The organism is Thermalbibacter longus, from assembly GCF_023806485.1.
Taxonomy (GTDB): Bacteria; Chloroflexota; Chloroflexia; order Thermomicrobiales; family Thermomicrobiaceae; genus Thermalbibacter; species Thermalbibacter longus.
In genome coordinates, this window is sequence record NZ_JAMSLR010000043.1 from 1 (window position 1) to 586 (window position 586).

Genomic DNA, 586 nt, shown 5'->3' on the forward strand with positions numbered 1-586 from the left:
CGCATCGACCGCCGCGGCCGCCCCAAGCCCGTGCGCCGCCAGCGCAAACCGCGCAAGCCCCGCGGGGCGCGCCCCGCGCCGCTGCAGTGCCTGGCGGTGGACACCGTCGAGCGCGTGCACGATGGCCTGCGCCGCTATATCCTGACTTGCATCGATCCAGCCAGCGCCTTCGGCCTGGCCGTGGCCTTGCCCAGCAAGGCCGCTTGCCACACCGAGGCGGCCATGGCCGCCATCGTGTCGCTGCTGCCCGCCAAACCCAAGGTGGTGCTGTCAGACAACGGCTCCGAGTTCGAAGCCGGCTTTGCCAAGTTGCTCAAGCAGCATGGCATCCAGCGCTGGTACACCTACCCCAACTCCCCCAAGATGAACGCGCACGTCGAGCGCTTCAACCGCACCGTGCAGGAGTCCTTTGTCGACTACCACGAGGACCTGCTCTTCACGGACCTGGCCCTCTTCAACCAGAAACTGGCCGACTGGCTCGTCTTCTACAACGCCCAGCGCCCACACCATCGCCTCGGACAGAAACCCCCATTATCATGCCTGCTCCAACACCACCCCGAGTGCCAAAGGTACTGGACTCATACAA

Annotated in this window: 1 protein-coding gene; it reads left to right on the forward strand. The window is 65.7% G+C overall.

Annotated features, from left to right (window positions below):
• On the forward strand, nt 1–586 hold a 586-nt coding region (locus tag NET02_RS16360; RefSeq protein WP_284058499.1), incomplete at both ends, for an integrase core domain-containing protein.